Raw genomic sequence first — 25991 nt, 5'->3', positions numbered from 1 at the left:
AAAATTTCTTTCCGGCATAAATACATCTTTGTGCGCAGAATGCATTTCTGCTCGAAAATTATCTTTCCTCGGTTCGAGGGAAGTTTCAAGGAACGATTTTTGTTTCTTTCAAGGCATTTTTGCGCAGTTATATATACATATTACAAGAAAAAATAACGCCGAAAGGGGCGAAAATCGTCCTCGAAACCGACATGAGTTCGGCTCTTTTCGGCTATAGCTTAAAATCGCCGGAAATGATACACATCTTTTCGGCTATAGCGGGCGAGGATATACTTCAATTAACAAAATGATTATTCCGCCAATCTGTCGGAGAACATCCTGTGTATTTTTTAAAAAACCTGCTAAAGGAATAAATGCTTGAAAAATTCAGATGCTCGGATAAAGCGGATATCGTAACCTTGGTTGTCTTTAAAGTTTTTTTAATATATTCAATTCTCTTGTCATGATAATATGAAATAATGCTTTTTCCGTACTTAGACTTAAACCCCCTCAGCAAAGTGTATTTATTAATATAAAACTGCTTTGAAAGAGAATTTAATGTTATAACAGATGCGTAGTTGCTGTCTATATAGTTTTTAACCATTACAACAGGATTGTCGGTTGTGTTATATTTGTTTGTTGAATTGTGGTCAAACTGTGCCAAAATGCAGTTAAGAAGCTCCAGCATTTTGGCTTTGTATAATAACTCATAATTGTAATCCTTCTTTTCAAAAATCTCAATGATTTCAAAAAAAATATTTTGAAAATTACTGTGGTCAAACGGCGTAAATACATTTGGAATAGGTATATCTTCGAAAACATCTTTTTGAATCAGCAAAAGTTCTTCATCTGACATTTTTTCTTTTGACTTAAAGGATACGAATCTTTTGTCACTCATATCACTGTATGATACGTCAAAATGAATATGAGGCTGCACGAAATCAATGTTATCAACACACTCAAATTTATGGCGAATACCGGGTCTCAAAAATACAACATCATTTTTTTGCACAGATATTCTATATTATCTACGGTAATTTTACACTTACCGTCAGCTACCAGAATTATCTCGTAATCAAATATCACCCTGTCGTTTATAGTAAATGGGGCAATAATGGTAGAGTGCACCGCAACTCTTATATATGGAGAAAATTCGTTTTTATTCATATATTTGACTCCTTCTGAACAACATCACGTCAATAAATGATAAATTTATTGACACGAAATGCTATTTAATTTTATTGGTGACTATGCTATATTATACTATAATCACAGTATAATTTCAAGGAGGAATACTAAAATGATGTGTTTATCAAAAATGCAAAACTTTGAAACAAGGTCAATTTCTGCCGAAAACTTTACCGGTGAAAAAGGCAAAGGCGGAATGGCAGAACATGGAACAGCAGAGCGTTATGCAAAAGATCTGGGGAAAGGATGGAAAATATCTCCCTCTGTTGTAGTACCCGCAGGTAAAACAGTTGAGTTGGCAAATATAGATGGCTCCGGCATTATAAAGCACATATGGATTACCGACAGTTGCCCAAAAAACAGAATGCTTATTATCAGAATGTACTGGGACGGAAGCGACACTCCATCTGTGGAAGTACCGCTTGGGGATTTTTTTGCTTCTGCAGAATACCAGAATTATGCACAGCTTACATCCTTGCCGGTATGTGTAAATCCCAAAAGAGCTTTTAATTGTTACTGGGATATGCCTTTTTACAAAAAATGCAGAATAACACTTGAAAATCTTAATTTTGAAGATGCTGTGGCTTATTACCAGATTGATTATCTTGTAGGAAATATTCCCGAAGGACACGGCTATTTTCATGCTCAATTCAGAAGAACAAATCCTTTGCCGTATAAAGAATGTTATACAATTCTTGACAATGTTGAAGGAAACGGCCATTACGTAGGAACATATATGTTCTGGGGCGTAAACAATACCGGTTGGTGGGGTGAAGGTGAAATAAAATTCTACCTTGACGGCGACAAAGAATACCCGACTATCTGCGGAACCGGCACTGAGGATTATTTCTGTGGGTCGTGGAATTTCGATATCGGCGGAAAATATCAAGAATTCTGTACGCCTTACTCCGGTCTTTCAAAAATAATAAGACCTGACGGCCTTTACAGCTCTCAGCAGAGATTTTCTCTTTACAGATGGCATATAACTGACCCTATCTACTTCAAAAAAGATATAAAAGTAACCATACAGGCATTGGGTTGGAGAAACGGACCGCGCTTCCTTCCTTTGCAGGATGATATATCATCTGTGGCATTCTGGTATCAGGATAGCATATGTAAAAATTTCCCCAAATTTCCTTCGACAGATGAACTTGAAATTATATAATTAAAGGATTGTAATATATGATCAAGGAAAAAATAGCACAAGGATATACATTTCTTGGTATAGAGCTTGGATCGACCAGAATAAAATCCTGTTTGATTGATGACAGTTATATGCCGATAGCCAGTGGCTGTTATGAGTGGGAAAACAAGTTTGAAAACGGTTATTGGACGTATTCCATAGATGAAATTTTTAAAGGGACAAAAGAGAGCTATGCTTCTTTGTGCAAAGATGTTCTGGAGAAATATAATATCAACCTGACAAAGATGGGTGGTATAGGTATTTCGGGAATGATGCATGGTTATCTTGCGTTTGATGATGAAGATAAGCTTCTTGTTCCTTTCAGAACATGGAGAAATACAACAACAGAAAAGGCGGCGTCAGAACTTACAGATTTATTCAATTTTAATATTCCGCAGCGTTGGAGTATCGCTCATCTGTATCAGGCAATTTTAAATGGAGAAGAGCATGTAAATCGAATTGCACATATTACCACGTTGTCGGGATATATTCACTATTTGCTGACCGGCAGATGGGAAGTAGGCGTTTGCGAAGCTTCGGGAATGTTTCCGATTCTCGGCAATGAGTATAATCCGGAAATGCTTGATAAATTTGAACGTTTAATAAGCAAGTACGATTTGACATGGAATATACGCGATATTCTTCCCAAAGTGAAGGTTTGTGGCGAAGCAGGCGCAATGCTGATACAATCCGGAGCAGATTTCCTCGATATTTCCGGAAAATTATCAGCCGGTATACCGGTTTGCCCTCCCGAAGGCGATGCCGGAACGGGTATGGTTGCAACCAACAGTGTAAAACCCAAAACCGGTAATATTTCCGCCGGGACATCTGTATTTTCAATGCTTGTATTGGAAAAACAGCTAAAAGGCAAGTACGAGAAAATTGATGTTGTAACAACGCCCGATGCGTTTCCCGTTGCAATGGTGCATAGCAACAACGGCTGTTCCGAGATTGATGTATGGGTGAAAATATTTGGAGAGTTTGCACTGATGATTGGTGCGGAAATTGATAAATCAAAAATTTATAAACTGCTGTATGAAAATACGTTATCGGGAGATTCTGACTGCGGTGGGGTAATATCATACAATTTCCTTGCAAGTGAACCTGTTGCCGGCATAAAAAACGGATTTCCCATGTATTTACGTATGCCTCAGAGCAAAATGAATTTGGCAAACTTCTTCCGTTCACAGCTATATGCTACGGTTGCAGTGTTAAAAATAGGTATGGATATACTTGTTGAAAATGAAAATATTTCTGCAGATTGCTTCAATGCTCATGGCGGACTCTTTAAAGTTAAAGGAGTAGCTCAGCAAATTCTTGCCAACGCACTCAATACCGCTGTCTCTGTTTCTGGAACATCGGGAGAAGGCGGTGCCTGGGGTATGGCTTTGCTCGCTGCCTATATGATAAAAAGTGAAAATCACTCACTTGGAGATTGGCTTGATGCAAAAGTTTTTGGAAACATTGAAAAAACAGTTTTGTTGCCCGACCCCAAATCAGTCGAAGGTTTTAACAGTTTTTTTGAACTATACAAATCATATGCCGGGTGTTCCTGAGAACACTCGGCATACGTAATCTGTTATTTTATTCTTGTTATTTTGTTTTTCTTTACTACATAAGCACTTTTTGAAATGTCTATCATGGGAGTGTCAAATTCACTGTCGGTATAAAACTCGTCCGGAAAGACGTTTTCCCCGAAAAGCTGTCGGAATCTGGCGGGCTTGTTATCGCTGAAATTGAGGTATACCGTTTTCATGGTGTCCATATCAAACACCGAGCATACAGACTTTTCAAGTCCCAGACGTCTGAAAGCTTCGTCCATCGTCACATTAAATGATGCCGTGAGAATGACATCGTCACTTTGCGGCTTGTACCAGGGCTTGATTTTTTTCATGTTTTTATCCCAGAAGGCCTTTACAATGGAATTTATGTCCGGGAGTGATGTGAGATAACCCTCGGCATAACGCGAGATCACCTTTTCCAGACTTTCCATGGTGGTTTTACCAAGCTTGTACTTCAGCGCATTGTAAAACACAATGAAAGCATATTTTATAACACGCGGATTATACTTAATGCTGAAAATATAAAAATCAATAACGCTTTCTCCGTCGTAAATTGTGTTGTCGAAATCAAAAACTCTCATTATACACCATAACTTAAAGGGCAGGTTTAAACCTGCCCTTTAATAATAAATTAAAGATTATAGTATTTATCGAATTCTGCAGGGTGGGGAATAGCGGCGAGCTGACGGCACTCCTCGCGCTTAGCCTTGATGAAATTGTCAAGAAGCTCCTTGGGGAACACACCGCCTGCGGTGAGATAATCGTTATCCGCCTCCAGTGCATCCAGTGCCTGATCAAGAGATGTGGGCAGATGGTGAAGCTTTGCTTTTTCTTCATCACTGAGGTGGTAAAGGTTAACATCGTAAGGGCCCCAACCGTTTGCATGAGGGTCAATCTTGTTTTTAACACCATCAAGTCCTGCCATAAGAATAGCTGCATAACAGAAGTAAGGATTGCAGGTGGCATCTGGGTTACGAAGCTCGAAACGGCGCTTCTCGGGGCTCTTTGCGTATGCGGGAATACGTATTACCGCACTTCTGTTGGAAGTTGCATAACCAACGGTAACGGGCGCTTCGAAGCCGGGAACAAGTCTCTTGAAGGAGTTGGTGCTGGGGTTGGTGAGAGCGCAAAGAGAAGCAATGTGCTTCAGAAGTCCGCCCATGAAGTAGTGCGCGGTTTCGCTAAGACGTGCATAACCGTTGTCATCCGAGAAAACGGGCTTACCGTCTTTCATGAGAAGCATATGAACGTGCATTCCGCTTCCCGCTTCGCCATAAATCGGCTTGGGCATAAAGGTTGCGGTTTTGCCGTACTGCATAGCGGTATTGTGGATGATATACTTAATCATCATGGTTGCGTCTGCCATTTTGGACATCTGACCCAGCTGAGGCTCAATTTCAAACTGTCCGGAAGCGGCAACCTCGGGATGATGATAGTTGATTTCGATACCTGCATCCTTCATGTGCATGCACATTTCGCTGCGGCACTCGTAAGCTGCGTCAAATGGCTTTGCAATGTGGTAAGCCTTCTGCTTTGCAACGACACAGCCACGACCCTCGGTAGCGCTGTTCCAGTAGGACTGCTGAGTATCCATGGAAACGCCGATGCTGTTGGGCTGAACTTCCCAGCCTACCTGATCGAAAAGATAGAACTCAAATTCGGGAAGAATCATCATTGTGTCTGCAATTCCGGAATCCTGCATGTATTTTTCTGCAGCAAGAACTATGTTTCTAGGGTACTGAGCCAGAGGACGGTTTTCCTTTGCGTCGATAATCATTGCATTACCGGTCATGGAGAGAGTGGGAATCTGACAGAAGGGATCAATTACCGCGGTGTCGGGGTCGGGAATGAATACCATGTCGCTCTTTTCAACAACGGCATAACCGTAGTTGGATGCGTCAAAGCCGATACCGCTTTTCATAGTGTCTTCAGAAAAGTTTTCTGCGGGAATGGTAACGTGACGGTACTGACCGTTGATGTCAACCATCTTGAAGTCTACCATTCTTATGTCGTTTTCTTCGATAATATTGAGAATATCCTGAATGCTTTTTGCCATTTTAATACACCCCTGAAATTAAATTAATTACATTACAATACCTTATTATATCAGAATTTGCAGGAAATGTAAAGCGGTTTTTCAAAAGTTAAAAAAAGTTTAATATTATGCGAGGCTGTATCGGGAAAATTGTTGTTTTTATCTTGACTTATAGCTTAAAAACTGATATACTAAAAGAAAAATATTACTTTTGAAAGAGGTAAAGATAAATGCAAAGAATGCCTTTTGTTTTAAAATGCAAGAATGGTTGTAAGGAAAAAGCAATCGGTGCCATCACAGCTAAATGGGACGAAGCTAAAAAAGAACTTGAACTTAACGGTGTAAACAATTTTTCCGTGTGGGGAATAGAAGATTTTCTGTTCTGCTACGGTGAATATAAGGATGATACATCGGCAAAATTGATTGCCGATAAGCTTGTGTCGGTCGATACCGAGCTGTTTGCTGCTCCCGGCACACTGCCTCTTATGTATCACGATATAGGCATTGTGCGTGAGGATAAATCCCTTATACGCCACCGCGTTTTTGCCACAAAGCTTAAGGAAGGTTGTGCAGAGGAATATAAGCGCCGTCACGATGCGCTTGTAGAGGCACGCGGAGATGCTGTGAAAGAGGGTCCCGAAAGTAACTTTACCATATGGAATGCCAATGGTTACATATTCGGTTACTGCGAGCTTGTCAAATCATTTGATCACGACATGACCGAGGAAGAAAAAGCTTCTACTATCGCATGGGAAACCCGCCAGCTTGAAATAATGGACTGGCTCACTGATGACGTGGACTGGATAACCGGCGAAAAGCATGACGCCATAGCACTTATTGCAAAGCAGTGATAATTAAAAAACAACACAGCACTGTACAAAAATGTATGGTGCTGTGTTGTTTTTGTATGTTATACATGATAGAAAACAGATTTTAGTCAGTCGCCTTTTGCTAACGCAACTACAAACAGTATAGCAACAGGGATTGAAATGTACCAGAATTTCGTAATAAGAAATGCCAGTATTACACCAATTAATCCGCCAACCATTATTTCTGTTACACAGCCTTTACTGCCGAAATAGTAAACATCAAACATTTTGTGATAAATCACAAGCACGACTATTATCATGGGAATGATCAAAATATAAAACATCAGTGTTTGAAAAGAAGACAATCCCAATCAGAGCGCCACCATTTCTACTATCAAAAAAATTTGTGATGGCCTTGAAATCGGAATACGGGATTTTTTCGATTCTGAGTTGTTTGATGATCTGGATCAGGAAATACGTTGATTTAAAATAAAAAAAGAGCAGTATATACTGCTCTTTTTTGTGTTTGCAGGAATTAGAAATTACAAAACGTCATTCTTGATTATATCCTCGTAGGTTTCACGTTTTACAATAATCTTCTTTTCGTTTCCGTTAAGTGCAACAATCGGAGGACGGGGGATACGGTTGTAGTTGCTTGCCATGGAATAATTGTAAGCACCTGTTGCAAGCACTGCCAGAGTGTCGCCTACATTAACCTTTGGCATCATTACGTTTTCCTGAATAAGATCGCCGGATTCACAGCATTTTCCCGCTATGGTTACGGGTGAGGTGGGCTTGTCGCCTGCCTTGTTGGCAAGGAGTGCGGTGTATTTTGCACCGTAAAGAATATATCTGGGGTTATCTGCCATGCCGCCGTCAACCGATACATATGTTCTCACATCCTTGATGTCCTTGACACATCCTACGGTGTACAGTGTGACGCCTGCACTTGCTACTATCGAACGTCCGGGCTCGAATACCAGATAGGGAAGTGGCAGTCCCTTTTCTTTTGCAATGCGCTTTACTGCGAGAGCGGCATTTTTGATATATTCGCCGTGTGGCAGTGGGTCGTCCCCGCTGACGTATTTTATACCGAATCCGCCACCAAGATTTAGAATGTTTATTTTAAGAGATAATTTGTCATGAAGCAGTGTGATGAAATCCATCATAACTTCCGCTGCACGATCAAAGGGCTCGGTATCGAATATCTGAGAACCGATATGGCAGTGTATTCCGTCTACCATTACATTTTTCAAAGTGACGGCATGCTTGTGTATTTCAAAAGCCTCGCCGTTTTCCAATGCAACACCGAATTTGGAATCTATTTGTCCGGTTTTTACAAAATCATGAGTGTGAGCATCAACGCCCGGCTTTATGCGGAACAGTATTTTTTGCACAATGCCGCGCTTTGCCGCAATGTCATTTATAAGCTCCAGCTCGAATATGTTGTCAACAACTATATGACCTACACCGTAGTTTAAGGCAAGCTCGATTTCTTCCGGGGTTTTGTTGTTGCCGTGGAAAAAAACCTTGTCCATGGGGAATTCTGCCTTATGATAGGTGTAAAGCTCCCCGCCCGATACGACATCTGCTCCCAAGCCTTCACTCTGTACGACTTTTGCAGTGTACATGGTACACAGTGCCTTGCTGGCGAAAAGGACAAGTCCGTTTCCGTTGTAATAGGTGTCTATTGCCTCTTTATATTCGCGGCAGTTTTTGCGCATAAGGTTTTCGTCCAGTACGTAAAGAGGAGTTCCGAATTCCTTTGCAAGTTCTACTGCATCGTGATTGCCTATTGTAAGGTGATTCTTTTCATTAATGTTGAGGTTTTCCGAGTTAAACATTTTTTGCTCCTTTGCGTGGAAAATAAAAAACATGTATCATTATAACATGATTTTATGAATTTTTCTATATATTTTTACAAAAAAGCGTGTTTTGTTTTTACAAAAAAATATTTTGTGTAATGGTTTACAAATCAGTTTTTTTGTGCTACAATATATACATAACAAATTTATAAACGGAGGTTTTTTTATGCCGATTGTTGTTTCTTGGGCAGCTATATGGGTGTTTTTGGCACCAATTATCAAGATGCTTCTTATACTTGTTGTGGGTCATTTGCTTATTCGTATCATTCTCAAAATTGTCAAGGATTCTCTGGAAAAATCAAAGCTTGACAAAGCACTGGATAAGTTTATCGCAAAAGTACTTAATGTGGTATTGCATGTTCTTGTCATTATTTCCGCACTCAGTGCCATAGGTGTTTCCACGACAGGAGCTGTTGCTGCACTTTCTGCTGCTGCTGCCGCTGTTGCGCTGGCACTCAAGGATTCGCTGAATAACGTTGCGGGCGGTGTGCTTCTTCTTATTGCGCCTCGCTTCAAGACGGGCGATTATATTGCCGCAGGCGGAGATGAGGGCGTTGTTCTGGATGTGGATCTTTTGCATACTCTCATCCGTTCGGTTGACGGACGCCAGATAAGCATTCCCAACGGTGCACTTTTAAACAGTCACATTACAAACTATTCCCGTGAGCCCCAGCGTCGTGTTGATATCACTTTCCAGATAGCATACGATTCCGATACGGAAAAAGCAAAATCCATAATACTTGATAAGGTGTCACAGCATCCTCTTGCTCTGACCGACACAAATGCACCATTTGTACGCGTACATAGCTATGGTGAAAGCGCTGTGAATATTGTATCACGCACCTGGTGCAACAATTCTGATTACTGGACAGTATATTTTGACCTTATTGAGCAGGTTCGGGCTGAGTTTGACAAAAACAATATAAGTATACCATTTAACCAGCTTGATGTACATATAAAGAATAATGGATAAATATCATATTTGCAGATATTGAACAGAAGCAATGCGGTCGGCGGTCTTTCCGACAGCATTGCTTTTATTTTACTTGACATATCCAATGTAAAATGGTATAATGAATACATAAACTTGCAAAATGAGGGAATAAAATGATAAATAAATTACAACAGGAAATTATAAAGCTCAAAAAGGAAAAGGATTTTTGTATTCTTGCCCACAGCTATCAAAACAAAGCCATTACCGAAGTGGCTGATTTCGTAGGTGATTCCTTCCAGCTCAGCGTAATGGCAAGCAAGGTTGCCAATAAAAACCTTTTAATGTGCGGTGTCCGCTTTATGGCTGAAAGCGTAAAGCTTCTTTCTCCGCAAAAAAACGTTTATCTTTCTCATCCGTCGGCGGGCTGTCCTATGGCAGAGCAGTTGAGCAAGGCTGAGATACTGGAATTCAAAAAAAACAACCCCTCATATAAGGTGGTTTGCTACATCAACACTACTGCTGAGCTGAAAACGGTATGCGATGTGTGCGTGACATCCTCTTCCGCCCTGAAAATTATCAGCGCACTTCCCGATGACGACATTCTTTTCATTCCTGACTGCAACTTGGGCGCATATGTGGCTAAGAATATTCCAGGCAAAAATATAAAGCTTATGCAGGGCGGGTGCCCCGTTCATTCTTCAGTTACGGAGGAAGAAGTACTTGCAGCCAAAAAGCTGTACCCTGACGCACTTCTTCTTGTACATCCTGAGTGTACGCCCGATGTCACAAAGCATGCCGATTATGCCGGCTCTACTGTGGGTATAATCGATTACGCACAGAAGAGTGACAAAAAGAATTTTATTATAGGCACTGAAATCAGCATCGCCGAGCATTTGCAGTTTGCCTGCCCCGACAAGAATTTTTATTATCTTTCCAAAAAGCTTATTTGTCCCGATATGAAACTTACAACTCTTCCCGATATATACCGTGCACTGACGGGTGGCGGAACGGAAATAATAATGGATGACCGTACGATAGAAAATGCAAGAAAATGCATAGACAAAATGATAGAACTCGGCTAGAAAAGAAAAATGCAGTGATTGGAAAATCACTGCATTTTTTGTTTTTAAAACTTGGAACGGTCAGCCCACAGACCAAGAGCGGGGTTGCTGATGTAGTATATTTCTTCGCCGTTTGCAAGTGTATTGTAGCCATCCTTGAGGACCTTCGGGTCATAAAGCTTAACTGCTTCGGAGTATGGCATATAGTTGAATGCCGCACCGCGTACTTCTTCTTCTGTAAGATGTGCTGTGCAGTAGGTGATGCTGAAGCGTCCGTCGGAGGAACCGTGGATAAGATGCGCGGCGGCGGAAAGATTTTCTTTCAAGTCGTCGTTTTCTTTGCAAAGCTTGAGAACGTTTTCTCTGCCAACGTAGCCATACTTGCGGATAAGCGCATCGTTTGCTGCGTCCTCGCCGAACTTGTCAACACCGGGAGCAAGAACGATAAGCTCACCGCCGTCAGCAATGGCCATGCGTGTACGGTAAACTGCTTTGTTGCCCAGCCAGGTACTCTTGAATTCCTTCTCGTCCAGCATTACAACTACCTTTTTAAAGGGCTTATCAACGAATGTAAGATTCTTTTCCTGAGCAAGCCTTACAGCTTTTTCAAAATAAACCCTTTCACGTCCGATGAAAAGACCGTGCATGCTGATAACGCCTGCGTCCTGTGTTGTTACGGTCAGAACATATTTCAAGGGTATCTGCATGAGAAAATGTTCTTCGGCATAGTCAAATACCTTGCGGACGGGGGAGTGGTCTTTGCCCATAATGCGCTCCATTCCATAGAATGCACCCAGCATATGGGAGTTGTTTATCATCTGGCTTCCGCCGCAACCAACAAATATATTTTTGTTGCGGTTCGCCATGCCTACAACTTCGTGAGGTACTACCTGACCGATGGACAGGATGAGGTCATATGAAGGATCCATGAGAAGCTTGTTTACTTCAACATCAATGGCATTGGTAACAAGACCTTCGGAAACCTCGGTGACATATTCCGCAGGCACTTCGCCCACTTTTACTACGTCGTTTCTCCAGTCGTGCACGATGAACTTTTCGTAAGGAATATCACCGAACATTTCTTTGCATTCTTCTCTGGTCATGGCAACATGAGTTCCCAAAGCCGGCAGAATGTCTATTTCACAAATATCCTTGAGTTTGTCGTAGTAATATTTGGTTATCTTTCCTGCACAGGAATGAAACCTCGTGAAATCCGGTGGGAGAATAAGTACTTTTTTGAGCTTCTGATAGTTGCTTCCCAAAGAAGCATCCAGAGCCGCATACAGTTCAGGGTCGCTGATTCCGGCAGAGGTGTTTGCCAGTTTAATGACGTTTGTCATAGTAAACTCCTTTATGCGTTGTAGACACCGGCAGAGGTGTTTCCGCCCTCACCGGTCCAGTTGGTGTGGAAGAACTGACCGCGGGGTGCGTCAAGTCTTTCATAGGTGTGAGCGCCGAAGTAGTCGCGCTGAGCCTGGAGCAGGTTGGCAGGAAGCTTTTCACAACGGTAGCCGTCAAAGTAACCAAGAGCGGTTGTCATTGCGGGAACGGGTATACCGTTCATGAGGGCTGCCGCACAAACTTTTCTCCAACCGTCCTGAGAAGCGGAGAGAACTTCGTTGAAATAGGGGTCAAGCATGAGGTTTGTAAGCTCGGGATTTTTGGTGAATGCATCCTTGATTTTGCCGAGGAATACACTGCGGATGATACAACCACCGCGCCACATAAGAGCAATACCGCCGTAGTTGAGGTTCCAACCGTAGGTCTTTGCTGCTGCACGCATAAGGGTGTAGCCCTGAGCGTAAGAAACGATTTTGGAAGCAAACAGAGCTTTGCGGATGTTTTCGATGAATTCCTTTTTGTCGCCTTCAAACTTGGGAGTGGGTCCCTTGATTACCTTGGAAGCTGCAACGCGCTCTTCCTTGATGGCAGACAGGCAACGTGAGAAAACTGCTTCGCCGATAAGAGTCAGCGGAACACCTTCGTCAAGAGCTGCAATACCGGTCCATTTACCGGTGCCCTTCTGACCTGCGGTGTCGAGAATTTTGTCAACAATAGGCTGACCGTCTGTGTCCTTGTATGCGAGGATGTCACGTGTGATTTCAATAAGGTAGCTGTCCAGCTCTGCCTTGTTCCATTCCGCGAAAACTTCGTGCATTTCATCTGCGCTCATACCAAGGTAGTCGCGCATGAGCTGATATGCTTCGCAGATGAGCTGCATATCACCGTATTCGATACCGTTGTGTACCATTTTAACAAAGTGACCTGCACCGCCTTCGCCGACCCAGTCGCAACAGGGAGAGCCGTCCTCAACCTTTGCACAGATAGACTGGAAAATCGGCTTTACGGACTGCCATGCGGCAGGAGAACCGCCGGGCATCATGCTGGGGCCTTTGAGAGCGCCTTCTTCACCGCCTGAAACACCGGTACCAATGTAAAGCAGACCCTTGGATTCAACGTATTCTGTGCGGCGGATGGTATCCGGGAAGTGAGAGTTGCCGCCGTCAATGATTATGTCACCCTCTTCAAGCAGAGGAATAAGTCTGTCAATCATATCGTCAACAGGCTTGCCGGCTTTTATCATCATCATGATTTTGCGGGGCTTTGCAAGGTTTTCAACAAGCTCTTCAATGGTGTGTGCACCAATGATGTTCATGCCCTTCGCACGTCCGTTGACGAACTTATCAACAACTTCAACGGTACGGTTGAAAACAGCAACAGTGAAGCCCTTATCCATCATATTCATAACAAGATTTTCTCCCATTACGGCAAGACCAATCATACCTATATCGGCTTTTTTCATTTTGTTACCTCATGCCGGTTTTACCGGCAATCCTTTCATTTTATTACGCTGATATTATACATCTGAAAAGGCAATATGTCAATAGCATACGGCATTTTTTGTGTAAAATTTATATTATTTTATCACTGCTTGACGATGTGAAACGAGCGCTATTCTGTTCTGTTGGCAAAAAATGAATAATTATAATAATACACATGGCAAAAAAACAATATTTGATTATTTGGGCTCGATTTGTGGATATATATTTATTTTTTTCAGGAAAGCGAGATGTGTTTTTCTGATTTTGACAAGATTTTGCAATTATACCGTCGTAAAGAGCGGAATGTTCCCGCTGAATATGTGGCTTTTATACGTATGAATGTACAAAACCGATGTAATTGCTAAAAAACAGAGAAAGGTATATAATTATCCTGTAAAGGAAAGAGGTGTTAAGATGGATACCAAGCCTAAGGTTATTAACCGCAATCTGCCACATGGACAGGATAGCTGTATCACCCGTAATTATCAGCTTATAAGGAATGATATAATAGAATTGGAGAGTGATACACATTTAACATGCTATTCCATTATGATAAATTCGCTTAAGAACAACACCGTTACGGACAGTGAATACATAAATGATGTTTCGAGAAATGAGCAGGAGGCAAAGCGAATATTTGAAAAGGTGGCCGTTTCCGATATTCCGCAAGAGGTTCTTGAAGAAATGCTGGCAGAAATTCTGTGATGATTGAACGTAATAAAAAAAGGACACCGATGTGTCCTTTTTTTATTACGCTTTTTGTCAGCAGAAAACTTTTACTGTTTCTCCGGCTTTGGCAGTAACGGTTATAATCTTATCTCTGTATCTCAGACTGTATTCGCCATAGAAATCCGGGATAATTTCCGCACTTTTGAGCTCACCGTTCTGCCATTCGGCGTTAACGGTAACAGCACCCTTGGCACGCAGACCTTTGAATTTACCGTTTTTGATAATGTCCGGAATGCAGGGGAACAGCTCAATAATGTCATTGTTTGATTGAACCAGCATTTCTCCGATAGCTGCTGTAACGCCGAAGTTACCGTCTATCTGGAAAATGTGCGGCGGATGAAGGTCCAGAAGGTTAGGCGAAGTGGAGTCGCGGAAGAGACGCTTAATGTACTCACAGGCACGTGAGGTGTTGCGGAATTTTGCAAGGAAAGCAAGCGCCCACGCACAGCTCCATCCGGTGTAACCGCTTCCGTTGTCAAGACGTATTTCAAGCGACTTTTCAACTGCTTTGAATAACTCGGGAGTATCGTATTCGTTTATGAAGCTTCCGGGATAAACCCCCAGCATGTGTGACATGTGGCGGTGTCCCAATTCACGCTGCTCGAAATCCTTGAACCATTCAAGCAGATCGCCCTTTTCGCCAATCTGATAAGGATATATAAGATCCAGCTTTTCGGCAACTGAAGCGGCAAAATCTTCATCACGTCCAAGAATTTCGCTTGCCTTTATAAAATCACAGAAAATTTCGCGTGTTATTGCAAGATCGCAGGTAGTTGCCTTGGAAACCGAAGACTGCTTTTTCTCGCCGTTTTCATCAACATAGAAGAACTGGTTTTCGGGAGTTGTTGCAGGGGAGGTTACGAAGCAGCCCAGTTCCTCGTCAAAGTAAAGCCAGTCGTACAGGAACAGTGCATTGTCCTTGAGAATGTCAAAATACTCGGCAAGGAATTTTATATCTTTTGTGTATTCGTAGTGGTCGAAAATATCCATTGCCAGCCATGCTTCGCCAAATGGCCAGTAGGACCATTCGGGACAGCCGGTTGCAGGAGTGGTTTTGCACCATATATTACTGATATGATATGCGCAGGAGCCGCGGCAACCATGCAACTCGTACGCCGTTTGCTTGCCGCTTTCGTGAAGTCCCTTGAGCCAACGGAGCAATGACATTCTGCACTCGGAAAGGTTTGCGTTTTCCGCAGGCCAGTAGTTCATCTGAAGGTTTATATTAAGATGCATATCGGAGCCCCATTCAGCCTTGGGCTTCCAGCTCCAGATCCCCTGAAGGTTTCCGGGCATACTATCCTCGCGCTCAGCACAAATGGTCAGATAACGTCCGAAATTGTAATATAAAGCGCAAAGTTCGGCATCGCTCATGTCTTCGGCAAATTTCGCCAGACGTTCATCGGTGGGAAGATGGCTGTTTGTGCCCTTGTCGAGAGTGATTTCAACACGGTCAAAAAGCTCTTTGTAATCGTCGATGTGCATTTGCTTCATCTTGTCGTAGCCATCAAGACGTGCGCGGTTCATAAAACGTTCGCAGTCAATGGCAGGGTCTTTGCGCGGCATTGTTTTCCAGTCGATGTACGATGTGTCGCTTACCAGATACAGCACGGCATATGAAGCACCATTTACGGTTATTTCTTTTTCACCGTATACTTTTTCGCCGTCGGTGTCCACATGGAGCCATGCCTGAAATTTCACACAGTCCGCATCATGGGAAGTATCATAGATCACGGGATCGGTGGGGCGGCTGAGATTGCTGACGGGAGCACGTCCTTTGAGCTTGATGTATCCGTTTTCAATACATGTGTCCGACATTGTTTCACTGTCAACGGTAACGGTGAAATTCAATTTTCCACCCTCACAGGTGAATTTCTGCGCAAAGGTCATGTGAGGGTGGGAAACAAATCCCTCGCGGTGGTATTTTGCGTTTTGGCAGATATAATCGCAGGTATAGATAGCATTTGAAAGGTCAAGGGCGCGGATGTAATCCGAATAATCAGTATGAGAAAAATTGATTTTGATGTGTCCCAGCGGTGAATATCCGTTCATGCGTTCGCCTATCATGAAATTCTCAACAAATTCACTGGCTTCAGCATACTTGCCTGCGTTTATAAGCTCACGTGCGGGTGCTATAAATCTTTTGTTTTCGCATTTAGTGTTGTGTCCCGGAAGTCCTGCCCAGAGTGTGTCCTGGTTCAGAAGTATATCTTCTTTGTCACATTGCCCGAGTACCATTGCGCCGCGGCTTCCGCAACCCAAAGGCATAGCCTGGAACCATTCGTCGGCGGGCTTTTTGTAATAAGCTGTATATGATGTGTTCATTACATTGCTCCTTTCGCTTTTTTTAGATTTTATCTGAAATAGATGCTTTTGTCAATACGTTTTGCAAAAATAGTTGACTTTGTAATTTCAATATGGTATAATTTAGCTGTAAAACAAAACTAATGTGCTTTCACGGTGTGAATTTTCGAAAAAATTAAAATGCAGATTTCGATGGAGGAAAATAATATGAGACTCGGATGTTCAATCTCGGCAAAGGATCTTCATCTTATAAAAGTAATGAAAGAATCGGGATATGATTTTGTCGAATCGCGTATCAATCAATTTTATGACATGACGGATGGCGAGCTTGATGCTTTTTGTGCGGAATTGAAAAAGTATGACTATAAATGTGAAGCGGTAAACTGCCTGTTCCCCAAGACAATGAAGGTTATCGGTGCAGATGCCGATATGAAGGTTGTTGAGGATTATCTGAATACGGTTATTCCGAGAACCGCTCCGCTTTACGGATATGAGGTTGTTGTTTTTGGCTCGGGACTGTCAAGACATATTTCCGAAGACTTCCCCTATGAAAAGGGCGTTGAGCAGACTGCATACATATGCTCCGAATTTCTTGTGCCGCTGGCAAAGAAGTATGGTTTCAAGGTTGCGCTTGAAGAACTGAACGGCGGTGAAACCAATTTTATGAACTATGTCACCCAGGCATATGATATCGCAAAGCTTATCAATAAACCCGAAATCGGAATAGTGTGTGACTCTTTCCATATCGCTCTCACCGGAGAGGGTTATAATGTTCTTGAGACTATGGGAGATAAGATTGTACACGCTCATACAGCCAACCCCGTTGAAAGAGAGTATCCTAAAATAGGAGACGGACACCGCTACGAGCTGTTTATCGAGTCTATGAGAAAAGCGGGCTATGATGGCAGAGTAACAGTGGAATCCTTTATAGAGGACGAACTGGAGCCCAGAATCAGACAAAGCGCACAGCTATTTAAACAGCTTTTGTGATATATTGTCAATGCTTTTAGGATAATGCCGGCGTATTCTGCGCCGGCATTGTTTTTTGATGTATCACAAAAAAACGTTTTTGTCAATAGGTAAAAATAAAATTGTTGCTTTTGACAGTTATACCACAAATTATTCTGCGAATTCTTCAATGATGATGTGATATGACATGAAAACAGTACAACTTGACGGGTAATTTTCTTCGTAAAAAGTTACAAATGGCAAAAAATAAAGAAATGTTATTTCGCATTGGTTTCAAATATACAGAAAGTTTACCGACTGAAAACGACGTGAAAAATGTATAAAAGCACAGCGGGTTGATTAAATGATGTCAAAAACATCAATAGGTTGTGTTTTGTGAGTGATGAAAAAATATTTTTTTAAGTTGGGTAAAATGTGGTATAACATTTTTTTGAAAAAATACAAAATTACTATTGCAAAAAAATAAAAATTGTGATACAATATAGCAACGCGGAATAAGACAGCGTTTGCGTTTCGCGAATAAATACATGTTTTACGGTGTCATACTATGTTTATTAAATCCACGAAAGTTAAAGATTACGAGTATATAAATCTCGTAGAATCCTACCGCGGCGAAAACGGTACAACAAAGCATCGCGTGCTTTATAACTTCGGACGCCGCGATCAGTTGTGCGACAATAAAAGCTTCAAAAAAATAGTTCTTAAGCTTTGCGAGCTTGCCGATATAAAGGTGCTCGAGGGGCAGGACGACGCGGAATAAAGCCGTCTGCAGCATGAATCGGATACACAGCCGGATTATATAATATCCGGCGTGTTATTGGATTCGCAGAAAAAAATATTTTTTTGTTCAAAAGCTATTGACAAATTGTTATTTTTGTGTTATAATGTAAAAGTCGTCGACAGACGAATGTGATCCATTAGCTCAGCCGGTAGAGCACTTGACTTTTAATCAAGGTGTCCGGAGTTCGATTCTCCGATGGGTCATATAAACCGTTGATTTCCTTGGAAATCAACGGTTTTCTTTTTATTTTGAAAAAATCTCTGCACGCTTGATATTTGAAATAAAATAATGGTATCAATTTGTCGGAAAAATAAAATATTGCTAAAAATGCTCGCTATTTTTAATATTGACAATATATATCAAATATGCTAATATATACTCGTGTTAGTTTTTGCGAAAGGATAGTATGTATGAAAAAGTATTTGTTGCCTCAGAGCGGACGTTTTTACAAAGCAAACCTTCATTGTCATTCAACCGTTTCTGACGGCAGATGGTCGCCTGAGGAAATAAAAAAGCGATATATGGAGAAAGGTTATTCCATAGTTGCGTATACCGACCACGATGTGTTTATTCTGCATAACGAGCTTACTGATAAAGAATTCCTTGCACTCAACGGCATAGAGTATGGCTTCAACAACGGTGTTTTGCCTAAAAAGCTTTCAAAAAACTGCGATATCGGCATGATAGCATTAAAACATGATACGGTTATTCAGCCCTGCTGGCACAGAAAAAAATATATGACACCCGGCTGCACCCTTAATTTTAAACCGTTTGTAAGATTTGATGAATCAAAGCCGGATTTTGAAAGGATCTACACTCCCGAATGTATTAACCGCATGATAAAAGAGGGTGTAGACAGCGGATTTTTCGTTACCTATAACCATCCCACCTGGTCGAATGAGGAATACACCGATTATATTAATTACAACGGTATGCACGCTATGGAAATCTGCAATTACGGCTGTGTTGCGAGCGGCAATGATGAGCACAACACCCGTATTTATGAGGAAATGCTCAAATCGGGCAAAAGACTTTTGTGTACCGCTACGGATGATAACCACAACAAATACGGTGAAGATGACTCTTTCGGCGGATTCACTGTCATTAAAGCGGAAAAGCTTGAATATGAGACGATAACCAACGCACTTCTGCGTGGAGAGTATTATTCTTCCGAGGGGCCGGTTATAGACGAATTGTGGTACGAGGACGGAATGGTTCATATAACCTTTGAACCTGCTAAACTGGTGTTTACAAATAAAATGACACGCAATATTTCAAAAGTAAGTGCACCTGACGGAGAATTTATCACCGAGGCAACCTTTGCCGTGGAAGATGATGACGGGTATTTCCGTATAACTGTCGTTGGAGCCGACGGAAAACGCGCTTACACAAATGCATATTTTTTGGACGATATCCTCGAAAAATAATATATCGGGGATTTATCAATAAAATATGAAAAACAATGTCTTGACATTATGTACATTTGATGTATAATATTGTCAGGACGTTTTTTATTCGGAGGTAAATATGAGTTTTGAAATTATTGACTTTCACACACATCCGTTTTTGACGGAAGACGAAAATATAGCAAACCACCGCGATTTTTGCGGAATGGGAGTTGAAAACACCCGCGAAATATTCGCTTCGCTGGGAGTATCCAAAATATGCGGCTCGGTTATTCACGCAAGAAAAGTGGGCGAGGACCTTGAAAGTCTGAAGTACACCAACGATACCGCCCTGAAATTGCGTGATATTTACGGTGACTTCTACGTCCCCGGTTTTCATATACATCCGTCCTTTGTGGACTGGTCGCTCAAGGAAATGGAGCGTATGGATAATCTGGGTGTCAAGATGATAGGGGAATTGGTGCCATATTACGACGGCTGGAGTGATTATTCCGACGAGAATTTTTCAATTCTGCTGGACGAAGCGGCAAGACGCAATATGGTGGTAAGCTATCACAGTCAGGGCGACGAAGCTATGGACGAGATGGTGAAAAAGCATAAGGATGTGGTGTTTGTTGCCGCACATCCCGGAGAATATGACACCTTTATGCGTCAGCTTGAACGCTTTAAAATGAGCGAAAATTTCTATCTTGACATATCGGGAACAGGAGTTTTTCGCTATGGAGTTCTGCGCCGTGCCATTGATACCGTTGGTGCGGACAGAATACTTTTCGGCTCGGATTTTCCGACCTGCAGCCCGGCAATGTTTGTAGGCTCGGTTCTTCTCGATCCGCTTCTGAGTGACAGCGAAAAAGAAAAGATATTCTCGCTCAATGCAAAAAGAATACTCAATATAAAATAATAATTTTGAAGGAGTGTGTTGCTATGAAGGCTTGTGTTATACAACCGCCGTATTCGATGGACTGTTCGCTGTGCGACGAATATTTCCGGATAAAGCTCGAATATATGGCACAGTGCGATGAATCGATGGATATAATCGTTCTGCCGGAGTACAGTGATGTCCCCTGTGCCGCAGTTACCCGCGAGGAGAATCTGTTCTATCATGATAAGTATATAGATACTTTGCTTAGTACCGCTTCCGAGACAGCCAAAAGATGTAAAGCTGTGCTGTTTGTCAATGCGCTTTGTCTCACCGAAACGGGTTACCGAAACACCACCTATGCCTATAATACAAAGGGGGAACTGGTGGGTAAGTATTATAAAAAGCATCTTCCGCCCTCCGAGCTTTATACAGTCAAGCTGGACAGCGACTACACACGTGAGTTTTCCGAGCCGTATGTTCTGGAGATAGACGGCGTCAGATATGCGTTTCTTACCTGCTACGACTTCTATTTTTACGAAGCGTTTCCCGCCATTGCACGTCAGAATGTTGATATAATCATCGGCTGTTCCCTTCAGAGAAGCGATACGCACGAGGCACTTGAAATAATGGGGCGTTTTCTTGCGTATAATACCAATGCCTATGTAGTGCGTTCTTCCGTGAGTATGGATAAAAAATCCAACATCTGCGGTGCCAGCATGATTGTTGCGCCCAACGGAGATATGCTGGTTAATATGAAGAGTGAAACCGGAATTGCAACGGCTGAAATAGATATAAATAAAAAATACTATAAGCCTGCCGGCTTCGGAAATCCTCCCGCACCTCACTATGAATATATCGAATTTGGCAGAAACCCCTGGCAGTATCGTCCGGCCGGAAGTGCTATTGTCAGAAACGATTCGATAATGCCTTATCCCAGGGTGTGTGCACACAGAGGCTTCAATACAATTGCACCGGAAAACAGCCTGCCTGCTTTTGGTGCCGCAGTTGCCATGGGAGCTCAGGAGATAGAATTTGACCTGTGGTATACCAAGGACGGGGAGATAGTATCCATTCACGACCCTACGCTTGAAAGAGTGTCGGACGGAAACGGCTACGTTTATGAGCATACTTACGAAGAGCTTTTGAATCTTGATTTCGGAGTGAAATACGGCGAACGTTTTAAAGGAATGAAAATTTTGCGTTTCGAGGAAATATTGCAAAAATTCTCCTGCCACGTGATAATGAATATTCATATAAAAAATGTGAATGATTTTGCCGACTACGACCGCAGACATCTTGAAAAGATAATTTCACTTATCGATAAATACGATTGCCGTAAGTACGTTTACCTTATGTGCACAAATGACAGCATATTTGAGATGGCAAAGGAAATTGCTCCCGATATAGCTCTTTGTGTGGGATATAATTCAAGCGGCGGTGCAGATGTTATGATTGACCGCGCCATAAAGTACGGATGTCAAAAAATACAGCTTTTCAAACCGTATTTCACAAAAAAAGATATCGACCGTGCCCACGAAAACGGAATAATCTGCAATGTTTTCTGGTCTGATGACCCGAATGAGACCACCGAATTCCTGGATATGGGCATTGACGTCATACTCACTAACGACTATAACCTCATTTCACAGGTGGTTAAGGCACACAAATAATCGGGATTGAAACTTGCAAGTGGATTTTAAATCAATTTTCGGGAAAGTGAAAAATCACTTTCCCGAAAAAACTATAAAAAATCTTTAAAAACTATTGACATTTTTGAAAAATCATGATATAATACAAAGGTCGGATAAACGGCCCGTTGGTCAAGCGGCTAAGACATCGCCCTCTCACGGCGAAAACATGGGTTCGATTCCCGTACGGGTCATAAAGGATTGTCTTTTTGGACAGTCCTTTTTTGTTTTGTCTGTTTTGGCAATATTAAGCAATGAAAACTAAAAATATAAAATAATGATTGATTTTTCCCTTGATTAATACGGAATAATATGGTATACTATTAAAAATAAATTATTACAGTCACAGGAGCGTGCTTTATGAAGAATAACTTTTATGCAGAAAACACCGCTAATTTTCCCAGATTAAAGACAGATAAGCTTTTTGTTGATTATCGTAACAACTTCAGCTACAACGGCTTTATGAACGAGGCTTTCGATTTTGTTGAAAGTTTTCAGCTCAATAATCCCGAACTGTGGAGAAGATTTGTTCAGCAGTTCCGTCAGGATGCCGATTTTGACGCAGGCTGGAGAGGCGAGTACTGGGGCAAAATGATGCGCGGTGCATGCCTCGTTTACTCCTACGGTAAGAGCAAGGAACTTTATGATATACTTGAAAAAACCGTTTGCGACATGATTGAAAGCGCTGACGAAAACGGAAGAATAAGCAGCTATGGCGCAGACCATGAGTTCGACGGCTGGGATATGTGGAGCCGTAAATATGTTCTTCTCGGAATGCAGTATTTCTTGGAAATTTGTGAGGATGAGGCACTGAGCAAGAGAATCGTTGATGCTATGTGCAAGCATACAGACTACATAATTTACAAAATAGGTTCCGCGTACGAAGGAAAGAAGCCCATCAACACCTGTAACCGTCATTGGAGAGGTCTAAATTCTTCCTCTATTCTCGAGCCTGTTGTACGCCTTTACACTATCACCGGTGAGCAGAGATATTTCGATTTTGCCAAGTACATAGTTGATAATGGCGGTACATCTGTTGCAAACATCTTTGAATTGGCTTACCAGAATGATTTTTATCCTTACCAGTATCCTCTTACAAAGGCATATGAAATGACCTCCTGCTTTGAGGGACTTCTGGAATTTTACAGACACACCGGAGATGAAAAGTACAGAACCGCAATACTTAACTTTGCAAACAGAGTTCTTGAAAGTGACTTCACTGTTATCGGTTGCTGTGGATGTACCCATGAGTTGTTTGACCACTCCACTGTACGTCAGGCTAACACTACTAACGGTATAATCCAGCAGGAAACATGCGTTACCGTAACTCTTATGAAGTTCTTCTACCAGGTAACACTTCTCACAGGTGACCCCAAATATGTAGACGCTTTTGAAATATCGCTCTACAATGCTTATCTCGGCGCGTTCAATACAGAAAAGGTTATTGAGCCCACTATAAAGGAAAAATTCCCTCAGCTGAATATTGAGCCCCTGCCCTTTGACAGTTACAGCCCTCTTACCGCCGGAACACGCGGAAACGGAATCGGCGGTCTGCAGATAATGAGCGATAATCACTACTACGGTTGCTGTGCATGTATTGGCTCCGCAGGTTTGGGTCTTGTTCCCAAAATGCAGATTCTCACTACTAAAAACGGATTTGCATTCAATCTCTATATAAACGGCACTGTTTCTTCCGCAACCCCCGCTGATAACAAGGTTGTTTTTGAAACGAAGACAGACTACCCCAAGAATGGCAATGTAGATATTACAGTAAAGCTTGAAAAGGCTGAAAAGTTCGAGCTTCTCATCAGAAATCCTTACTGGAGCAAGAACACTGCTCTCAGCGTAAACGGACAGGCTGTTTCGGTTAAGGAAGGCTACGTCGCAATTGATCGTGAGTGGAAGGACGGAGATGTGGTTTCTCTCGCTCTCGATATGAGAACTGAGGCAATATACCCCATCCCTTACGGTACCGATATACTTATGAATAAGGTTATCTGGGAACATCAGTATGTAATCCCCACTTTCGACAGAGAAGACCCCATCGCAAAGAATCACATTGCTCTGCGCCGCGGTCCCGTTATGTTCGCACAGGATAACAGACTCGGTTACAGCGTAGATGAGGCTGTAAGCGTAAAGGTTAATGCAGATGGTTATGTTGACGTTGCTCTCACCGAGGGCAAGGCGTCTTACAAGAATATAATCGAAGCTCTTGTTCCCCTTACCGACGGCAAAACAATGCTCGTTACCGACTATTCCTCTGCAGGTAAGCTTTGGACAGAAGAAAGCAAAATGGCTGTCTGGATGCTCACAAAATAATTTCAGATAATAAGAAAACGTCTTATATGCAGTAAGCATATAAGACGTTTTTTGTTGTTAATACTTTGCACCCACAACAGAAACTTTTAACAGATTTGTACTTCCCGTGGTATCCAGCGGAACACCTGCAGCTATTACTACAATGTCACCGTTTTCCACCAGATCAATTTGTTTTGCACAGTCTATTGCGTGTCTGAACAGGCTTTCACTGTCTTGCTGATAACGTGCGACAACAGGATAAACTCCCCAAGACAATGAAAGCTGATGGAATGTCTTTTCCAGCGGAGTTGCGGCAACAATCGGTTCGAAAGGGCGGAATTTTGACATTCTGCGTGCGGTATGACCGCATTTTGTCAGCGCGATTATAGCCTTTGCATTGATATCCCGTGCAGTAGTGCAGGCAGCATCACACATAGCGTTGGTTGTATCAGTGTCCATGTCGTACTTTTTGCCGGAGTAATATCCCATTTCAAAGGCATCGCTTTCAGCCTGCTCCGCAATACGCGCCATGACCTGTACCGTGAGTACAGGATAATTTCCCATAGCGGTTTCGCCCGAAAGCATGACGGCGGAGGTGCCGTCGAATACGGCATTGGCTACGTCGGTTATTTCTGCTCTGGTGGGGTTGGGATGGCTTATCATCGATTCCAGCATCTGAGTCGCACATATAGCCATTTTTCCTGCCTGATAGCAACGGTTTATGAAACGCTTCTGAAGCCCGGGAAGCTTTTCAAATGATACCTCTACACCCATATCTCCGCGCGCAACCATTATTCCGTCGGAATTTTTAAGTATTTCGTCAAAATTTTCTACGCCCTGCATATTCTCTATCTTTGAAATTATGCGTATGTCGTGTCCGCCGTGATAATCCTTGAATTTTCTCAGCGCCTTTACATCCTCCGCACTTCTTACAAAGGATGCGGCAATGAAGTCCACATCGTTTTCTATACCAAAGCGTATATCTTCCTTGTCGCGTTCTGAAAGATACGGCATATCAATATTGACACATGGGATATTTATACCCTTTTTGTCGCTCAGCTCACCGCCTGTTATAACGCGACAGACAATATCGTCGCCCTCGGGTTTCAGAGCTTCAAGACGGATATTTCCGTCATCGACCAGCAGTGTTTCTCCGCCCCTGATGTACGAAGCAAGCGACGGATAAGTTACCGACACACCGTTTTCATCGCCGTCGCGCTCGTCGGCATATAATGTGAAAAGATTTCCCTCTTCGAGCTTAGCTACGGAATTTTTAAAGCTTTTTATTCTGATTTCGGGCCCCTTGGTATCCAGCATAATAGCCAGCGGAACACCCATTTCGCTTCGCACCTTTTTTATAAGCTCAATAGTTTCTAAATGATACTCATGCGAGCCGTGTGAAAAATTCAAGCGGGCAACATTCATACCGCTTGTTATCATTTCTTTAAGAATTTTTTCATTACGGCTTGCGGGACCGATAGTACATACAATTTTAGTTTTACGCATATTCTGACCT

Annotated in this window: 22 protein-coding genes, 2 tRNA genes and 1 pseudogene; 15 read left to right on the top strand and 10 right to left on the bottom strand. The window is 42.3% G+C overall.

The genetic code is table 11. The features are described from left to right. Positions 1-274 precede the first annotated feature (274 nt). Together E7588_04595 and E7588_04590 are read right to left on the bottom strand one after the other, a co-directional pair. The gene (locus tag E7588_04595) at positions 275-877 is read right to left on the bottom strand and encodes a helix-turn-helix transcriptional regulator (GenBank protein ID MBE6688542.1); all 603 of its coding nucleotides are present in this window, start codon (positions 875-877) and stop codon (positions 275-277) included. 86 nt (positions 878-963) lie between these two features. After that, positions 964-1146, bottom strand: a complete 183-nt coding sequence (locus E7588_04590; protein ID MBE6688541.1) for a hypothetical protein — start codon at positions 1144-1146, stop codon at positions 964-966. A 133-nt stretch (positions 1147-1279) separates the two neighbouring features. On the opposite strand from E7588_04590, the gene E7588_04585 reads away from it, so the two are divergent. Then, complete coding sequence (locus E7588_04585) at positions 1280-2332, top strand: DUF2961 domain-containing protein (protein ID MBE6688540.1); 1053 nt, start codon at positions 1280-1282, stop codon at positions 2330-2332. Between the two features lie 17 nt (positions 2333-2349). Then, the gene (locus E7588_04580) at positions 2350-3906 is read left to right on the top strand and encodes an ATPase (GenBank protein MBE6688539.1); all 1557 of its coding nucleotides are present in this window, start codon (positions 2350-2352) and stop codon (positions 3904-3906) included. Between the two features lie 23 nt (positions 3907-3929). Here E7588_04580 and E7588_04575 read toward each other — a convergent pair whose 3' ends face one another. Together E7588_04575 and glnA are read right to left on the bottom strand one after the other, a co-directional pair. Continuing rightward, the gene (locus E7588_04575) at positions 3930-4493 is read right to left on the bottom strand and encodes an HAD family hydrolase (protein MBE6688538.1); all 564 of its coding nucleotides are present in this window, start codon (positions 4491-4493) and stop codon (positions 3930-3932) included. A 50-nt stretch (positions 4494-4543) separates the two neighbouring features. After that, complete coding sequence (glnA, locus tag E7588_04570; GenBank protein MBE6688537.1) at positions 4544-5968, bottom strand: type I glutamate--ammonia ligase; 1425 nt, start codon at positions 5966-5968, stop codon at positions 4544-4546. A 209-nt stretch (positions 5969-6177) separates the two neighbouring features. Between glnA and E7588_04565 the strand changes: the two genes are divergently transcribed. Beyond that, positions 6178-6798: an L-rhamnose mutarotase gene (locus tag E7588_04565; GenBank protein ID MBE6688536.1), complete on the top strand. Its 621-nt coding sequence runs from the start codon at positions 6178-6180 to the stop codon at positions 6796-6798. 86 nt (positions 6799-6884) lie between these two features. Here E7588_04565 and E7588_04560 read toward each other — a convergent pair whose 3' ends face one another. Then, complete coding sequence (locus E7588_04560) at positions 6885-7121, bottom strand: hypothetical protein (GenBank protein ID MBE6688535.1); 237 nt, start codon at positions 7119-7121, stop codon at positions 6885-6887. 4 nt (positions 7122-7125) lie between these two features. On the opposite strand from E7588_04560, the pseudogene E7588_04555 reads away from it, so the two are divergent. Further along, positions 7126-7239, top strand: a pseudogene (locus E7588_04555) (XRE family transcriptional regulator). A 59-nt stretch (positions 7240-7298) separates the two neighbouring features. Here the strand turns inward: E7588_04555 and lysA are convergent. After that, a complete protein-coding gene (gene lysA, locus E7588_04550) occupies positions 7299-8600 on the bottom strand; it encodes a diaminopimelate decarboxylase (protein ID MBE6688534.1) in 1302 nt (433 codons plus the stop codon). A 187-nt stretch (positions 8601-8787) separates the two neighbouring features. On the opposite strand from lysA, the gene E7588_04545 reads away from it, so the two are divergent. Both E7588_04545 and nadA read left to right on the top strand, forming a co-directional pair. Beyond that, complete coding sequence (locus E7588_04545; protein ID MBE6688533.1) at positions 8788-9594, top strand: mechanosensitive ion channel; 807 nt, start codon at positions 8788-8790, stop codon at positions 9592-9594. A 134-nt stretch (positions 9595-9728) separates the two neighbouring features. Beyond that, positions 9729-10637: a quinolinate synthase NadA gene (nadA, locus tag E7588_04540; GenBank protein MBE6688532.1), complete on the top strand. Its 909-nt coding sequence runs from the start codon at positions 9729-9731 to the stop codon at positions 10635-10637. 44 nt (positions 10638-10681) lie between these two features. Here the strand turns inward: nadA and E7588_04535 are convergent, their stop codons facing one another. After that, on the bottom strand, positions 10682-11956 hold the full coding sequence (locus tag E7588_04535; protein MBE6688531.1) for a DUF2088 domain-containing protein: 1275 nt from the start codon (positions 11954-11956) through the stop codon (positions 10682-10684). An 11-nt stretch (positions 11957-11967) separates the two neighbouring features. Then, positions 11968-13419 (bottom strand): decarboxylating NADP(+)-dependent phosphogluconate dehydrogenase, encoded by a 1452-nt coding sequence (gene gnd, locus E7588_04530; GenBank protein MBE6688530.1) that lies wholly within the window; start codon positions 13417-13419, stop codon positions 11968-11970. A gap of 433 nt (positions 13420-13852) precedes the next feature. On the opposite strand from gnd, the gene E7588_04525 reads away from it, so the two are divergent. Continuing rightward, positions 13853-14143 carry a hypothetical protein gene (locus E7588_04525; protein ID MBE6688529.1) on the top strand — a complete coding sequence of 97 codons (291 nt, stop codon included), beginning with the start codon at positions 13853-13855 and terminating at the stop codon, positions 14141-14143. A gap of 57 nt (positions 14144-14200) precedes the next feature. On the opposite strand, the gene E7588_04520 is transcribed toward E7588_04525, so the two are convergent. Further along, complete coding sequence (locus tag E7588_04520) at positions 14201-16492, bottom strand: glycoside hydrolase family 95 protein (GenBank protein MBE6688528.1); 2292 nt, start codon at positions 16490-16492, stop codon at positions 14201-14203. A gap of 159 nt (positions 16493-16651) precedes the next feature. On the opposite strand from E7588_04520, the gene E7588_04515 reads away from it, so the two are divergent. The 8 genes from E7588_04515 to E7588_04480 all read left to right on the top strand — a co-directional run bounded on the left by E7588_04515 (position 16652) and on the right by E7588_04480 (position 24496). Further along, positions 16652-17461, top strand: coding sequence for a sugar phosphate isomerase/epimerase (locus E7588_04515; protein ID MBE6688527.1), 810 nt, complete (start codon positions 16652-16654; stop codon positions 17459-17461). A 526-nt stretch (positions 17462-17987) separates the two neighbouring features. After that, a complete protein-coding gene (locus E7588_04510) occupies positions 17988-18200 on the top strand; it encodes a hypothetical protein (GenBank protein ID MBE6688526.1) in 213 nt (70 codons plus the stop codon). 151 nt (positions 18201-18351) lie between these two features. Then, positions 18352-18424 (top strand) — tRNA-Lys (locus E7588_04505). A gap of 207 nt (positions 18425-18631) precedes the next feature. Next, on the top strand, positions 18632-19648 hold the full coding sequence (locus E7588_04500) for a PHP domain-containing protein (GenBank protein ID MBE6688525.1): 1017 nt from the start codon (positions 18632-18634) through the stop codon (positions 19646-19648). Positions 19649-19748: 100 nt separating this feature from the next. After that, positions 19749-20528, top strand: coding sequence for an amidohydrolase (locus E7588_04495; protein ID MBE6688524.1), 780 nt, complete (start codon positions 19749-19751; stop codon positions 20526-20528). A gap of 23 nt (positions 20529-20551) precedes the next feature. After that, positions 20552-22159, top strand: a complete 1608-nt coding sequence (locus tag E7588_04490; GenBank protein ID MBE6688523.1) for a hypothetical protein — start codon at positions 20552-20554, stop codon at positions 22157-22159. Between the two features lie 140 nt (positions 22160-22299). Beyond that, positions 22300-22371: transfer RNA gene (locus E7588_04485), tRNA-Glu, on the top strand. A gap of 166 nt (positions 22372-22537) precedes the next feature. Further along, complete coding sequence (locus E7588_04480) at positions 22538-24496, top strand: hypothetical protein (GenBank protein MBE6688522.1); 1959 nt, start codon at positions 22538-22540, stop codon at positions 24494-24496. Positions 24497-24553: 57 nt separating this feature from the next. On the opposite strand, the gene pyk is transcribed toward E7588_04480, so the two are convergent. Then, on the bottom strand, positions 24554-25981 hold the full coding sequence (gene pyk, locus E7588_04475) for a pyruvate kinase (protein ID MBE6688521.1): 1428 nt from the start codon (positions 25979-25981) through the stop codon (positions 24554-24556). Between the last annotated feature and the right edge of the window lie 10 nt (positions 25982-25991).

Source organism: Oscillospiraceae bacterium, assembly GCA_015065085.1.
GTDB lineage: Bacteria > Bacillota > Clostridia > Oscillospirales > SIG627 > SIG627.
Note: the sequence above shows the minus strand (reverse complement) of the source record. Positions and strands in the feature narration are given on the sequence as shown.

Coding starts and splice junctions, on each gene's coding strand:
- E7588_04520 (MBE6688528.1), bottom strand. CDS start 16,492: ATGAACACATCATATACAGCTTATTACAAAAAGCCCGCCGACGAATGG.
- E7588_04515 (MBE6688527.1), top strand. CDS start 16,652: ATGCAGATTTCGATGGAGGAAAATAATATGAGACTCGGATGTTCAATC.
- glnA (MBE6688537.1), bottom strand. CDS start 5,968: ATGGCAAAAAGCATTCAGGATATTCTCAATATTATCGAAGAAAACGAC.
- E7588_04585 (MBE6688540.1), top strand. CDS start 1,280: ATGATGTGTTTATCAAAAATGCAAAACTTTGAAACAAGGTCAATTTCT.
- E7588_04565 (MBE6688536.1), top strand. CDS start 6,178: ATGCAAAGAATGCCTTTTGTTTTAAAATGCAAGAATGGTTGTAAGGAA.
- E7588_04545 (MBE6688533.1), top strand. CDS start 8,788: ATGCCGATTGTTGTTTCTTGGGCAGCTATATGGGTGTTTTTGGCACCA.
- E7588_04575 (MBE6688538.1), bottom strand. CDS start 4,493: ATGAGAGTTTTTGATTTCGACAACACAATTTACGACGGAGAAAGCGTT.
- E7588_04595 (MBE6688542.1), bottom strand. CDS start 877: ATGAGTGACAAAAGATTCGTATCCTTTAAGTCAAAAGAAAAAATGTCA.
- pyk (MBE6688521.1), bottom strand. CDS start 25,981: ATGCGTAAAACTAAAATTGTATGTACTATCGGTCCCGCAAGCCGTAAT.
- gnd (MBE6688530.1), bottom strand. CDS start 13,419: ATGAAAAAAGCCGATATAGGTATGATTGGTCTTGCCGTAATGGGAGAA.
- nadA (MBE6688532.1), top strand. CDS start 9,729: ATGATAAATAAATTACAACAGGAAATTATAAAGCTCAAAAAGGAAAAG.
- E7588_04480 (MBE6688522.1), top strand. CDS start 22,538: ATGAAGAATAACTTTTATGCAGAAAACACCGCTAATTTTCCCAGATTA.
- E7588_04500 (MBE6688525.1), top strand. CDS start 18,632: ATGAAAAAGTATTTGTTGCCTCAGAGCGGACGTTTTTACAAAGCAAAC.
- E7588_04510 (MBE6688526.1), top strand. CDS start 17,988: ATGTTTATTAAATCCACGAAAGTTAAAGATTACGAGTATATAAATCTC.
- E7588_04490 (MBE6688523.1), top strand. CDS start 20,552: ATGAAGGCTTGTGTTATACAACCGCCGTATTCGATGGACTGTTCGCTG.
- E7588_04535 (MBE6688531.1), bottom strand. CDS start 11,956: ATGACAAACGTCATTAAACTGGCAAACACCTCTGCCGGAATCAGCGAC.
- E7588_04525 (MBE6688529.1), top strand. CDS start 13,853: ATGGATACCAAGCCTAAGGTTATTAACCGCAATCTGCCACATGGACAG.
- E7588_04580 (MBE6688539.1), top strand. CDS start 2,350: ATGATCAAGGAAAAAATAGCACAAGGATATACATTTCTTGGTATAGAG.
- lysA (MBE6688534.1), bottom strand. CDS start 8,600: ATGTTTAACTCGGAAAACCTCAACATTAATGAAAAGAATCACCTTACA.
- E7588_04495 (MBE6688524.1), top strand. CDS start 19,749: ATGAGTTTTGAAATTATTGACTTTCACACACATCCGTTTTTGACGGAA.
- E7588_04590 (MBE6688541.1), bottom strand. CDS start 1,146: ATGAATAAAAACGAATTTTCTCCATATATAAGAGTTGCGGTGCACTCT.